General features: G+C 51.4%; 12 protein-coding genes. 6 read left to right on the top strand and 6 right to left on the bottom strand.

The genetic code is table 11. The annotated features are described in order from the left end of the window. Positions 1 to 31 precede the first annotated feature (31 nt). Positions 32 to 1,078, bottom strand: coding sequence for a zinc-binding alcohol dehydrogenase family protein (locus tag BV405_RS13315; RefSeq protein WP_086481389.1), 1,047 nt, complete (start codon positions 1,076 to 1,078; stop codon positions 32 to 34). A gap of 123 nt (positions 1,079 to 1,201) precedes the next feature. Here BV405_RS13315 and BV405_RS13310 point away from each other — a divergent pair, with 123 nt between their 5' ends. Next, positions 1,202 to 2,167, top strand: a complete 966-nt coding sequence (locus tag BV405_RS13310; RefSeq protein ID WP_086481388.1) for a LysR family transcriptional regulator — start codon at positions 1,202 to 1,204, stop codon at positions 2,165 to 2,167. Here the strand turns inward: BV405_RS13310 and BV405_RS13305 are convergent. The 5 genes from BV405_RS13305 to BV405_RS13285 all read right to left on the bottom strand — a co-directional run bounded on the left by BV405_RS13305 (position 2,136) and on the right by BV405_RS13285 (position 6,320). Next, a complete protein-coding gene (locus BV405_RS13305; RefSeq protein WP_086481387.1) occupies positions 2,136 to 2,909 on the bottom strand; it encodes a type 2 periplasmic-binding domain-containing protein in 774 nt (257 codons plus the stop codon). The genes BV405_RS13310 and BV405_RS13305 overlap by 32 nt on opposite strands. Positions 2,910 to 3,012: 103 nt before the next feature. Then, entirely contained in the window at positions 3,013 to 3,813 is an 801-nt protein-coding gene (locus BV405_RS13300; protein ID WP_140054611.1) for a type 2 periplasmic-binding domain-containing protein, read from the bottom strand. Between the two features lie 110 nt (positions 3,814 to 3,923). Continuing rightward, positions 3,924 to 4,139 (bottom strand): DUF3185 family protein, encoded by a 216-nt coding sequence (locus tag BV405_RS13295; RefSeq protein ID WP_086481385.1) that lies wholly within the window; start codon positions 4,137 to 4,139, stop codon positions 3,924 to 3,926. Between the two features lie 131 nt (positions 4,140 to 4,270). Beyond that, positions 4,271 to 5,167, bottom strand: a complete 897-nt coding sequence (locus tag BV405_RS13290) for a LysR family transcriptional regulator (protein WP_086481384.1) — start codon at positions 5,165 to 5,167, stop codon at positions 4,271 to 4,273. A 250-nt stretch (positions 5,168 to 5,417) separates the two neighbouring features. Further along, on the bottom strand, positions 5,418 to 6,320 hold the full coding sequence (locus BV405_RS13285; RefSeq protein ID WP_086481383.1) for a LysR family transcriptional regulator: 903 nt from the start codon (positions 6,318 to 6,320) through the stop codon (positions 5,418 to 5,420). A gap of 350 nt (positions 6,321 to 6,670) precedes the next feature. Between BV405_RS13285 and BV405_RS13280 the strand changes: the two genes are divergently transcribed. The 5 genes from BV405_RS13280 (at position 6,671) to BV405_RS13260 (ending at position 12,171) form a co-directional block, all read left to right on the top strand. After that, positions 6,671 to 7,237 (top strand): YceI family protein, encoded by a 567-nt coding sequence (locus BV405_RS13280; protein WP_086481382.1) that lies wholly within the window; start codon positions 6,671 to 6,673, stop codon positions 7,235 to 7,237. Positions 7,238 to 7,375: 138 nt separating this feature from the next. Beyond that, complete coding sequence (locus BV405_RS13275) at positions 7,376 to 8,215, top strand: hypothetical protein (protein WP_086481381.1); 840 nt, start codon at positions 7,376 to 7,378, stop codon at positions 8,213 to 8,215. A gap of 329 nt (positions 8,216 to 8,544) precedes the next feature. Further along, complete coding sequence (locus tag BV405_RS13270) at positions 8,545 to 10,593, top strand: TonB-dependent copper receptor (RefSeq protein ID WP_086481380.1); 2,049 nt, start codon at positions 8,545 to 8,547, stop codon at positions 10,591 to 10,593. Positions 10,594 to 10,799: 206 nt separating this feature from the next. Further along, the gene (locus BV405_RS13265) at positions 10,800 to 11,144 is read left to right on the top strand and encodes a 4a-hydroxytetrahydrobiopterin dehydratase (RefSeq protein WP_086481379.1); all 345 of its coding nucleotides are present in this window, start codon (positions 10,800 to 10,802) and stop codon (positions 11,142 to 11,144) included. 529 nt (positions 11,145 to 11,673) lie between these two features. Continuing rightward, entirely contained in the window at positions 11,674 to 12,171 is a 498-nt protein-coding gene (locus tag BV405_RS13260; protein WP_086481378.1) for a chemotaxis protein CheX, read from the top strand. The last annotated feature ends 60 nt before the right edge of the window (positions 12,172 to 12,231 follow it).

Genomic DNA, 12,231 nt, shown 5'->3' with positions numbered 1-12,231 from the left:
GGCTTTTTGTTTGCACCGTATCAGCGATCGGTCAGAAACCTTCCAGTACGATCTTGCCGATGGTTCGCCCTGCTTCCAGATCCGCATGAGCACGCTTCAGATTATCCGCATTGATTGCGCCATAGTGCTCGCCCAGCGTGGTGTTCAGCACGCCGTTATCGATCAGTTCAGCAACCTCATTCAGCAGCTCCCGCTGCTTGTGCATATCTGCGGTCTGATACATGGAGCGGGTGTACATAAACTCCCAGTGCAGAGAGACCGATTTGGTTTTCAGCAGACCGATATCCAAAGGTTCAGCCGGATCATCAATCAGAGCAAATTTACCCTGCGGGGCGACTACCTTGGCGATCTCAGCGAAATGCTGTTCGGTAGCATTCAGACTGATCACATGGCTCACCTCCGACACACCAATACGCGCCAACTCTTCACTAAGCGGTTTGCTGTGATCAATCACATAATCAGCCCCCAGTGCACTCACCCATTGCTGGCTTTCGCGGCGTGATGCCGTACCTATCACCAGCGCACCGGTCAGCTTTGCCGCCAGCTGAACCAGAATCGAACCAACACCACCGGCGGCACCAATAATCAGAATCTGCTGCCGGGCTGAGTCGGGCTTGGCGGAGGCCGTCTTACTGCTAGCGGCATAGTCTTTTGCAAAACCCAGACGATCAAACAGCAGCTCCCACGCGGTAATTGCTGTTAAAGGCACGGCTGCCGCCTGGGCGTTCGTCAGTTTGGCCGGTTTACGTCCGGCGATACGCTCATCCACCAGCTGAAACTCGGCATTACTGCCGGGGCGGGTCAGGTCTCCGGCATACCAGACAATATCACCTGCTTTATAGGCGGTAACCTCATCGCCAACGGCAACCACTTCACCGACAGCATCCCAACCCAGAACCTTATAACCGCTTTCAGGTGCAACCCGGGTGCGGATTTTGGTATCCACCGGATTCACCGAGATAGCAGCCACCTGCACCAGCAGATCATGGCCTGTGGCTTCCGGTACAGGCAGCTCAATATTTAACAGGGATTCAGGATGGCTGATATCGTGGGTCTGCTGATAACCGATCGCTTTCATGGGGTTGTCCTCCGTTCTATGTACAAATCTTGTAGGGGTTAACAAAACTCGGGACATTGTGCGCGGGCTTAAATAAACTAAAAACAGGACAAACCTTTAATCACTTTCAAAATAAATTTGATAATGAACACTCAGGATCTTCTGCTGTTTGCCCGCACCGCAGACACTCTAAGTATTACCGCTTCCGCCAATCAGCTGGAGATGACACCTGCTGCTGCCAGTGCCGCCCTTAAGCGACTGGAAAAACAGCTGGAGACGACTCTTTTTGTTCGCTCCACCCGCCAGCTGCGCCTGACGGCAGAGGGCGAGCGCTTTCTGGTTTACTGCCGACAGGCACTGGATAATCTGGAAGCGGGTAAAGCATCCCTAACAGAGATGCGGGGTGAGATCGCAGGTGAGCTGAGGTTGTCCGTACCCTCCGATCTGGGACGGAACCTGATTCTGCCCTGGCTGGATGAGGCGATGGAGCACTATCCGAATCTGTCTCTGCAGCTGAATATTGGCGATAACCTGTCGGACTTTTATCTCGACCGGATCGATGTCGCGCTGCGCTATGGCGAGCTGGAAGACTCCAGCGCTATCGCGTTTCCTATTATAGAGGTTGAGCGGATTCTGTTTGCGTCCCCTGAGTATCTGACCCAACACGGCACACCACAAACACCGGAAGACCTTAAAGCCCATAACTGCCTGCTCTACCGACTGGGTAATCGGGTATTTGATCTCTGGCAGCTGGCGGATGAAAACAGTCAGTACCGAGTTCAGGTACAGAGCAATCGGGTGAGCAACGATGCCGAAGTGGTACGCCGTTGGGCGCTGAATGGGAAGGGAATCGGCTTTAAATCCAATCTGGATCTGCAACCGGATCTTCTGGCAGGAAGGCTGGTTCAGGTACTGCCGGGTTACAGATCAGAATCAGTACCTTTATGCCTGGTCTGCCCCAGCCGAAAGCAGGTCACACCTGCGGTGCTGATGTTACGGGATCTGTTACGGGAAAAATGCCAACAGGCGCTGCAGCAGCTAAAAAAGGAGGTCTGCTCTGAAGTGACGGCCAGAATGCTCAGGGATTACGATGGGCGTAACCGGAACTGAAGGCCTGCTGTTCAAACTGAGCAATCAGCCCCTCCTGCTTCATTTTCTTCAGCACGAGGGATAATTTAGCCGCCAGCTCTTTATGCTCCGGCTGCAGAAAAGCATGCACGGTAAACTCATCCAGCTGCCCTGCTACAAAAAGCTTCTTGCCCTGAAACTCGGAACGGGTCATGGCAAAACGGACGCCGCCTTCGAACTCGACAAAAATATCCGAGCGATCAGCAAAGAGTTTTCGTAAGCCAAGCGTCCAATCGTTCACCAGAGAGATGGGAGCCAATAACTCCCCCTTTTCCAGCTTCTGCTCAATCAGCGCACTACCTCTCAGGTAGTCCACCCGATACCCCGTCTGTTTCAGATCCTGCCAGCCGGAAATTTTCAGAGTTGGGCTGTTGGTAAAGGCCATAATACGGATTGTCAGCGGGGATTCTGTCACAGGTATAAGATGAGGATGTTCCTGAAGAAAGCTCTTGGTTCGGGCCAGATCGCCATCAATCTCTCCCTCTTTAACCAAAAGACTGCTGCGCTTGGCCGGGTAATAATTTATTTCCAGTTTACGACCAATGCGCCGAAAGGCTTCATCATAGATCAGGCTTACCAGGCGGCCGTAATAATCAGATTTGCTCTGAATAATCCCCATCACCACCGGTTGTTCTGCAGCGACCTTACCACCGGACTGAAACAGAAAAGCAAGAACTAAAGCAGCTAACAGAGTCAGAAATACCGAATGCCGGAAAGATTTCATGCAGTCTCCCCCTTCCGATTGGCACCTAAAAGGCCGCATGAGATTGACGGCCTGTCCTATCGCTAATCTGATTAAACATAGCACAGGCCTGAGAACTGTCCGGTTAATCTAATATGTGCAACGCTTCCTGTTGGTAGCGCTCAATCACACCTTCCTGAGCCATTGCCTTAAGAACATCAGATAACTCTGCAGCTAACTCCCGATGCTTGGGCTGAAGGTAGACATGACCTTCAAAAGCTTCCATAAATCCAGCCCGGTACAACTTCTTCCCGCGGAACTCACTCTTGGCCATCACGTGATTGATGCCTCGTTCCATACCGATAAAGAGATCGGTACGACCGGCAAACAGCTTGCGTAAGCCCAAAGTCAGATTATCAACCTGCGTCAGCTGAGCTGAGGGACCGATATCTTTCAGCCTATACGAGGCCATCAGATCGCCACGCTGATATTCGATTCGTAGTGAACTCCAGCGCAGGCTATCCCAGCTATTTACCTTGATATTGGGTAGTTGGCTGTATGCGTTATAACGCACCGAAACCGTGGCCTCGGACACCCGAATCATCTCTGGAAACTGTTGATGAAAAGCATCGGTGCGCCCTACATCGCCATCCACCATAGCATTTCGGTGCAGTACCTCTGCCCGTCGAAGGGGGGCATATCGGATCTCCAGTTTTCGCCCCAGTCGCTGAAACGCATCCTGATAGATAAGTTCGGCCAGCACGCCAAAGTAGTCGTGTTTCTGATGGGCGGAAACCAGTACTATCGGCAGTCGGTCATCCGGTTTGGAGATCGTGTCATTATCTGAAAAACGGGTAAGTACCGTGGGCTGTCCCGCCTGAGATAAGTCTGGCAAAAGCGGGAACAGAAAAACGAACAACAAAAAAGGTCGAAGCAGAAGATTCATCAGGGTCATCCCTGTGCATGCACTGACTCTAGCGGAAAGAGTGAACACCACAGACTGACGGCAATGCTCAGCCTGTGGTTTTGATTCAATGGCCGGATCAGAAGGTCAGCTTATTTCACCTTCATAATGCCTAACAGTACACAAAGCAGTCCGCCGCCCATGGCCGCATAGGCTTCAATTGGCGTATCGCCACTCAGAGCACGAGTCACTTGTGAACTTGCCGAGTCGTAAACATCGTATCCCCAGAATGCCAGTGCAACGCCGACAATAATCAGAACAATACCGATAATTTTATTATTAGATTTCTTGCTATTGGATCTGCTCATGCTGCTTCCTTATGCGTGATATCAAACAGGTTTAAACCCATCTTTGAGTGATTGCTTTAAAGATAGCACAAGCATAAAAGGCTTATGGGTAAGTGTATTGAACGATTTGGTAACAGCTTTTCGCAGATGCGTTACGCACTTTTTATCTCGCTCTCTTGAAGCCAGACTTCCGTAAACTCACTAATAAAATCCAGCACAGCACGAATAGCGGGTAACTTGCGGTTATCCCTGTGACAAGCCAACCAAAGCGGCACTTCCCTGTGGGCGGGTAATCCAACCTCCTGCAAGCCCTCTATACGAAGACCAAACTGACGCTGCAAACTCATCAGACCATGACCCCGTCGACAGGCATCGATCATAAACTCGATATAGTTACTGCGCAGTGCAACCTCATTATCTTCAAAGTGGCGCAGCTGTTCCGGGCTGGTACGGTAAGCCGGATGTTCAAACTTCAGCAGTTTATGTCCCTTAAGAGGCACCGAGGGGTCAAGGGGATAACGTTCCAGATAATCCGAGCTGGCAAAGTAGTGATACTGAAAGGTGAAGAGCCGCTTCTGCACAATATCCAGCTGTTCCGAGCGGACATAGCGAATCGCAATATCCGCTTCCATGTGCGACAGACTGATCAGGTCATCGCCGGTTAACAATACCAGCTCGATACCGGGATATTGCTGATAGAAGCGCTCCAGCATAGGGGCAATCAGATAACGCAGCACCATATCGGTGGAATGAATAACCACCCGTCCCTGCAAGGTATCCCGGCTTCGGTTAGCCCGCTTTCGGGCGATATCCAGTACATGCTGTTCTATCTTTCTGGCCTGATCGATCAGCAGCTGTGCCTCGGGAGTAAAGGTATATCCGGTACGCTGGCGCTCCAGAAGCGGGACACCATAATCCTCTTCCAGCTGACGCAGACGGCGGGAGATAGTCGTCTGATTCACACCCAGTTGTGAGGCTGCCGCAGACTGGCTACCGGTATCGGCCACTGCCAGCAAAATCCTGAGATCATCCCAATTCATATCATGCATATTTGCAGCACCCTACTGCTTTTTTATCGGCTATTCATGCGTAAACGCATAAATTAAAGTAGCCGGACAAACAGAGCAAGCGCGCCTGCTCCTGAAAACCAAGCCACGATTTCAGGAGAAAGAAGATGTTGAATGTGATCAGACTTATATGGAAAAAACTTTGCGGAAATTTATTTCAGCCGTCGGATGATCGCTGGCAGGATCAGTCTGACCATATCAAGCGGGACAGCTGGCAGGACATATAATTGACTTACCAACGCTTATTGGCTGTGAAGTAATCCCGCAGAAAATCCACAAACGCCACAATACGCGCAGGCAGAAACTGCCGGTGCTGATAGACCGCGTAGACATTAAAGTCATGACCGGGGTAATCCGGAAACAGCTGAACTAATCGCCCCTCTTTGACAAAAGGTGAAGCGATAAAGTCCGGCTGCTGAATCACGCCCATCCCCTGCGCTGCAGCTTCGCAAAGAGCACGGCCGTTATTCGCCGCCAGCGTCCAGTTGATCCGTACCTTCTGACGCTGGCCGTCTTTGTCATGGAATACCCAATAGTTTCTGTCCTGAGTGAGATAGGTGTAGAGCAGGCAACGATGCTGCTGCAGATCCTGTGGGGATTTCGGCGTGCCGTGCTCTTTCAGATACTCCGGTGAGGCGTAAACCCCGCCCTGACATTGGGTCAGCTTACGCGCGACCAGACTGGAGTCCGACAGATTAGCGATGCGGATCGCAACATCAAAGTTATCCGCTGTGAGATTGCGCTGACGGTCATCCAGTTCCAGCTCGATACGCACCAGCGGATAAGCTTTCTGAAACGCCTGAATCGGTTCGATCAGGTGCAACAGGGTAAAGTCCATGGGCGCAGTCAGACGCAACAACCCACGGGGATCATGCCCCTGTTGCGTCACGGAAGATTCCAGTTCCTCAATCTCGCTTAACAGGCTACGACAACGATTGTAGTAATAGAGGCCTTCATCGGTGGGATTGACCCTTCGGGTGGTACGGTTGAGCAGCCGGATACCCAGCTCCTTCTCAAGGGCTGCAATATGTTTACTCACCATCGCGGTGGATATACCCAGACTACGACCGGTGGCGGCAAAGCTTTCCAGCTCGACCACACGGCAATAAACCTGCATAGCTGTATATTTATCCATATATTATTCCTGACCGGTAAAAACTTTACCCCAACGAAACAGAGCAAAAGCCTCGAGAGCCTGCATGATGCGGCCTGTAGCGTCTTTAATCATCACCATGAGTCTTTTAAGTAAAGACGCGACCTGGCTCAAAAAACAGGCAAACGAGAGTAGGACACTTACTTTGCCGAAACATTATTAACCAAAAAGAAACAGTGAATACCTTTTATGAGCCATTATCATAGCAATACTTGTTACCTACAATGGCATCATCAATCGCAGCCCGGCCCATTCCGATCGCTGCCTGTTACTTATCAGCCTTAACCTGTTTAGCTTAATAGCGTTAAGGGTTACTACCGGAATAGACGACCATGATTAAATCTCTGATTAAACCTGCTCTGCTGTCTGCTGCGCTGATCTCAAGCACCGCTTTTGCTGCTGACTACAAAGTAGATCCATCCCACACGGCTATCCTGTTCAAAATTAACCACCTGGGTTTCAGTGAAACTGTAGCGCGTTTCAACACAATGGAAGGCGAGTACAGCTACGATGAGAAAAACCCGACTGCATCCAAGATCTCTGTGACTATCGATGCAGACAGCCTGGACTCTAACCACGAAGCTCGTGACAAGCACATTAAGAGCCCGGACTTCCTGGATACTAAACAGTTCCCGGAAATCACCTTCACCTCTACGGCTTACAAAGGCTCTGCAACTGAAGGCGTTCTGAGTGGCGACCTGACTCTGCACGGCGTAACCAAGAAAGTTGATCTGAACATCGTAAAAATCGGTGAAGGTCAGGATCCTTGGGGTAACTACCGCAGCGGTTTCAACGGCACTGTAACCATCAAGCGTTCTGACTTTGGTGTTGATCAGATGCTGGGCGGTATCGGTGATGAGATCAAAGTTGAGCTGTTCATCGAAGGCATCCGCAAGTAATTTCGGACATGGGTAATCACTGATTACCTTGCCTTAAGAAAGCGCCCACGGGCGCTTTCTCTGTTTAGAGGCACTGAAGCTGTCTCAGGAATACGATCTTAAGCGCAAAACCTGCGCCTCTGTTAAGGACACCCAAGTATGTATGGTGAATCCGTTTCTCCGCTGATGATGCTGCTGCCGATTGTGGTTTATCCCATGCTGGCAGCTCTGGTGATCAGCTTTGGCGTTTTTAAGCTGGAACAATCCGGCAAAGGTAAAATCGCTTACTGGCTGGCACCTCTGGTGATCTGGCTGGCCTGGTTAGCAGCCGCTCAGGGTATTCATACCCGCTGGAACTTCCCACCTCGTCAGGCGATGGACTGGTTGCTGCTGATGCCTCTGATTCCGGCGCTGGCGATTCGCACGCCACGAAATATCCGTATGGCAGGCTTTGGCGTTGCTCTGGTGCTGAGCTTTGCTGTAGTCGCTCAACCGATTGTCGGCCGTATGTCTCTGATTGAGATGATCAGCCATGCTATTGGTGGCCTGCTGGTGGCCGGTATCGCTGTGATGGGCTCTGAACGTCAGAACAACAGCTTCCGCTTCCCGGTCAGTCTGATTGGCATGATGACCATGTCTGCACTGGTGATTGGCATCTCAAGCTCACTGTCGCTGGCGCAAATGGTTGGCGGTATCTGTGCCGCACTGGGTGCAGTCTGGTTGCTGACCCGCGTGGTTAAAGCAGAACAGCGTACTCAGCTGGTCATTGCACAGGGCGCGATGGCGGTTTGGCTGATGGTACTGGCTTACGCCCACTACTACGCTGACGTGAGCATCTGGGCACTTCTGCTGCTGGCTCTGCCGCTGCTGATGAAATGGCCTTCCGCTCAGGACAACAAACAGCCCTGGTGGAAAGCGCTGGCAGAAACTGTGGTTGCCAGTGTGATTCCGGGTCTGTTGGCGATCTGGTTAGTTTGGCCTGAACAGCCACTGTACTGATCCCTAACGCTATACCCGCTTCAAAGATTTACCCGTTTTACTCGCAAAAAACCATTTGGCAGGATCCTGTTCAGTTAGCATCTTTTATGATGCGTTGAGCACCAGATCCTGCTTTTTTTTGCGGCAAATTGTCGCTGCGACACTCTGCCTAATGTGACATCAGGCCACATTTTCATTCTTACTCCGATCTCTAAAATCCTCGCCAACCATTAGCAGTTGCTAATTCCGATTCCTCCCGATACGGATGCACAATCCGCAAATCTAACCTGTGTTCGTATCGGCGGAATTAGCGCGACTTCATAATAAGATCTGGTAAGGATATTTGTTTCATGACTCCCGCACGTTCCCTGCTTTCTCTGGCGATCACTGCCGCTCTGACCGGTACATCTTTCTCTCTGGCTTACGCTGAAACCACTCCGCAAACATCTCCTGTTAAGGCCTCGGAATCCGGTCTTGTTATCGAGATCACCAAAGGTCAACAGCAGGAGATCCTGAGTCAGTCTCTGGAAAGTGTGCAACCAGCTCCAGTGACCGATGGCGGCGAACTGCTGAAGAGTATCAATGGTATCTCCGGCACCCGTATGGGCGGGCGCGCAATCGATCCGATTATTCGCGGCCAGAAACAAACGGCGGTGAATGTTTTACTTGATGGTGCTTATCTGCACGGCGGCTGCCCTAACCGTATGGACCCGCCCACCACTTATACCGCAGTGGACAGTTATGACTGGATCACCGTGATCAAAGGCAACCGCACGGTTCAGTACGGCTCTGGCGGCTCCGGCGGTACGGTGCTGTTTGAGCGAAAATGGCCAAGCTTCTCTGACAAACCGGTTACAGGCTCCGTCAGCAGCAGCTACGAAACCAATGGCGAGAAATGGGAACTGGCAGCGGATGTTGCCGCAGGGAGTGATCAGGGTTATATCCGCGTGATCGGTCATACCGCAGAAGGCGATAACTATGACGATGGTAACGGCGACGAAGTCCGTTCCGCGTATCAGAGCCAGTCCGGCACCCTGATGGCCGGTTACGCCATCAGCAATAACACCCGTCTGCAGGGTAGTTTTGAAAAAACCGAGGAAACCGATGTGCTCTTCGCCGGTGCCGGTATGGACAGCCCCTATGCCCGCGCAGAAAACATTCGCCTGAAGCTGGATCATACCTTTACTGAAGGTAGTCTGAAGACCCTGAAGGCCGAGCTCTACCGCAGCGATGTTGAACACATGATGGACAACTACAGCCTGCGTGAATTTACCGCCAGCATGAAGATGGATGCCCCTTCAACGTCCGACACTCAGGGTGGTCGTCTGGTACTGACCGGCGTGACCAACCGTATCGACTGGCTCGCGGGTTTCGATCTGCAGGACAACACCCGAAACGCCAACCAGCAACTGCCAACCATGATGGATAAGATCGCAGGGATTCAGTGGCCGGATGCCAATATCCGCCAGATCGGAGTCTTTGCTGAAGCAGAAAAAGCCATTAACGGCAGCAACCGACTCAAAGGTGGTCTGCGGGTCGATCAGGTTGAAGCCAGTGCCAGCCGCTCTGATGAAGCCTTTACCGGAGGCGGTTTAGCAGGCAAAACACCGGAAGATCTCTACGGCACCAGCAAGGTGAAGCAGACAGAAACCAATATCGGCGGCTTTGCTCAGTGGAGTCACAACATCAACGCTCTGTTCCAGTGGGACACCATCGTCTCCCGCAGCGTGCGCACCGCTGATGCCACTGAACGCTACATTGCTACCTCAAAATGGATCGGTAATCCTGAACTGGAGCCGGAAAAGCATCACCAGCTGGAAGGTATTCTCTCGGTCAATATGGGAGCCGCCAAAGGCTCGGTCAGCGGTTGGATGAATAAGGTCGATGATTATATTCTGCGCTCTAATGTGACCGGTAAAGATCGCTATACCAATGTGGATGCCACCCTGATGGGCATTGAAGCGGAGGCCAGCCATCGCATCAACGCGAAGTGGCTGTTTAGTACCCAACTGGCCTGGATTCAGGGTGAAAACGATGACAACGGCGAAGCCCTGTCACAGATCTCACCACTGGAGCTGCGGGCTAAAGCACGCTATCTGCAAAACAACTGGCAGGCAGGACTGGAGCTGGTATCCGCAGCCAAACAGACTGATGTCTGCCTTTATGATGACACGGACTGCGGCGGTCAGGATGTGCGTGAAACACCTTCCTACTGGGTAGCGAATCTGGATGCCCGCTATCAGGTGCTGGATAGCCTGACGCTGGATGCCGGTATCAACAACCTGTTCGACAAAGCCTACACCCTGCATGAAAGCCGCAATGACAGCTTTAACCCTGATCCGGTTCAGGTGATGGAGCCGGGGCGCAGCCTGTGGCTGAAGGCGCATTACAGCTTCTGACCCCGGGCTCCTTACCAAAGCGCTGGTATCTCAGGGGCTATCCCACTTTCCTTTTCAACACTCAGCCATGCCGGAAACGGCATGGCTTTTTTTGTTTTCCCTGCTCCCAGAGAAAAATCGACTAATCTTGAAAATAAAACGGCACCCGCTGCACTCATCGTAACCAGCAGGCGGCCTGAGTAAAACAACCACCGAAGGATCTGCCGATGAGCGAGTTGAGCCAATTTTCCTGCGAGGCCTGCCGGGCCGATGCACCCCGGGTTACCGGCGATGAGCTGGAGCATCTGCTAAACGAAATTCCGGAATGGCACCTGATGGTGGATGAGGATATCCGCCAGATCTGTCGCGTTTACACCTTTAAGGATTTCCGAACCGCCCTGAACTTCACCAATGCTGTTGGTGACTTAGCGGAAGCAGAAAACCACCACCCCGAAATCGTCACCGAATGGGGTAAGGTTACCGTCCGCTGGTGGACTCATAAGATTATGGGGCTGCACAAAAACGACTTTATTATGGCCGCCCGTACCGATGAAATTTACGAGCAGGGGTAGCCCTGCTCCCACTTATCAAGCCAGCAAATGTCTACTGTTCACCGAATGACTGTTAACCGCTTTCTATTAATTAACTAGCGGGTTACCAGCCTCCCTAAGGAGCACTTTGTCACAGGTTAGTCAGCCACCGGCAAACCTGATCCGCTTTTGCTCCCCAAGCCACTGAATTTGACGAAAAAGCGCGTGCTCAGAAAATGATGCGGGATCTGTGCCGCAAGGCCAAAACCTACGACCTATCTCTGAGTACAACCCCGTCAAAACCCGTCACAGATCAAAATAAATACCTGTTGATTCAAACGGTTACCCCGAAATTATGCTGACGAAAAATACCGGTATAACGAGGGCAAAAGCAGATGTATTTCGCTACAAAAACAGCGTCTTTGTAACGGTTTAGAGCAAATGTTTTTTAATTGTAATTTAATAGATACATCATAAAGTCATTATTCTATTATTTGACTCAGCCACCCGTTTGACCGCTCAAAAGGCGGAGAGAACGGAACCCCCAAAAATGGATTAGCAGGTGGATATTATGCGTGCGGACTATATCAACCCTGTGCTCTACTCGGTGATGGAAACGCTCAACCGTATCACTCACCACAAACCTCATCCGGGCCGTATTAAGCTTAAAAAGCACGAACTGGCTCAGGGCGCTGTTACCGGTCTGGTGAATATGCAGATCAACAACCATGTTGGCTCATTGGCTTTAAGCTTCAGCCGTGATCTGATTCTGCATATCGCATCGGAACTCAGTCATCATCAGGTACGCCATATCGATAACACTGTACTGAATGTTGCCGGTCGCCTGACTTATCTGGTCTGCAGCGAAGCCCGCCAGTATATGCAGGATAAAGAAGCGCACTTTATGCTGACTGCGCCTCAGGTGTTTCAGGGTTTCCGCCAGCGGATTCACCACGCCAGCCACGACCCAAAGCTGATGATGCAGTTTGAAACTCCTGCCGGTATCTGTTTTTCGGAGTTCAGCATTGCCGGTCTTGGTGAGATACAGCAGGGCGTTCGTCTTCAATAAGACATGTAACCCCTGATAAAAACAAAGCCAGCACATGGCTGGCTTTGAGGGCTATTGGAA

Origin of the sequence: Oceanospirillum sanctuarii, from assembly GCF_002150805.1 — a bacterium.
GTDB classification, from domain to species: Bacteria; Pseudomonadota; Gammaproteobacteria; order Pseudomonadales; family Halomonadaceae; genus Oceanospirillum; species Oceanospirillum sanctuarii.
Note: the sequence above shows the minus strand (reverse complement) of the source record. Positions and strands in the feature narration are given on the sequence as shown.

What these genes read in the sequence shown, in the direction of transcription:
- BV405_RS13270 (WP_086481380.1), top strand. Translation starts at nt 8,545, where the DNA reads ATGACTCCCGCACGTTCCCTGCTTTCTCTGGCGATCACTGCCGCTCTG.
- BV405_RS13315 (WP_086481389.1), bottom strand. Translation starts at nt 1,078, where the DNA reads ATGAAAGCGATCGGTTATCAGCAGACCCACGATATCAGCCATCCTGAA.
- BV405_RS13280 (WP_086481382.1), top strand. Translation starts at nt 6,671, where the DNA reads ATGATTAAATCTCTGATTAAACCTGCTCTGCTGTCTGCTGCGCTGATC.
- BV405_RS13300 (WP_140054611.1), bottom strand. Translation starts at nt 3,813, where the DNA reads ATGAATCTTCTGCTTCGACCTTTTTTGTTGTTCGTTTTTCTGTTCCCG.
- BV405_RS13260 (WP_086481378.1), top strand. Translation starts at nt 11,674, where the DNA reads ATGCGTGCGGACTATATCAACCCTGTGCTCTACTCGGTGATGGAAACG.
- BV405_RS13295 (WP_086481385.1), bottom strand. Translation starts at nt 4,139, where the DNA reads ATGAGCAGATCCAATAGCAAGAAATCTAATAATAAAATTATCGGTATT.
- BV405_RS13265 (WP_086481379.1), top strand. Translation starts at nt 10,800, where the DNA reads ATGAGCGAGTTGAGCCAATTTTCCTGCGAGGCCTGCCGGGCCGATGCA.
- BV405_RS13285 (WP_086481383.1), bottom strand. Translation starts at nt 6,320, where the DNA reads ATGGATAAATATACAGCTATGCAGGTTTATTGCCGTGTGGTCGAGCTG.
- BV405_RS13290 (WP_086481384.1), bottom strand. Translation starts at nt 5,167, where the DNA reads ATGCATGATATGAATTGGGATGATCTCAGGATTTTGCTGGCAGTGGCC.
- BV405_RS13305 (WP_086481387.1), bottom strand. Translation starts at nt 2,909, where the DNA reads ATGAAATCTTTCCGGCATTCGGTATTTCTGACTCTGTTAGCTGCTTTA.
- BV405_RS13275 (WP_086481381.1), top strand. Translation starts at nt 7,376, where the DNA reads ATGTATGGTGAATCCGTTTCTCCGCTGATGATGCTGCTGCCGATTGTG.
- BV405_RS13310 (WP_086481388.1), top strand. Translation starts at nt 1,202, where the DNA reads ATGAACACTCAGGATCTTCTGCTGTTTGCCCGCACCGCAGACACTCTA.